Annotated in this window: 1 pseudogene; it reads right to left on the bottom strand. The window is 74.7% G+C overall.

From position 1 onward, the window contains the following. A pseudogene (locus FHN55_RS23090) lies at nt 1-229 on the bottom strand (ABC transporter ATP-binding protein); the annotation flags it as partial.

A 229-nucleotide genomic window follows, 5' to 3' on the forward strand; every position in this document is an offset into this window, starting at 1 on the left:
GGCGGCGGGGACGAGGGCGTGGCGGCCGGCGAGGGGCACGATGAGCGGCCCTCCTGCGACGGGGTCCTCCAGGACCCTCGCCCGCACGGAGAACACCTGTTCGAGGAGCTGCTCGGTGAAGACCTCCGCGGGGGTCCCTGCCGCCACCACCGCCCCCTCGTGGACGGCCACGACGTGGTCGGCGTAGCGCGCGGTGAGGTTGAGGTCGTGCAGGACGACGACGGCGGTG

Source organism: Streptomyces sp. NP160, assembly GCF_006335115.1.
GTDB lineage: Bacteria > Actinomycetota > Actinomycetes > Actinomycetales > Quadrisphaeraceae > Quadrisphaera.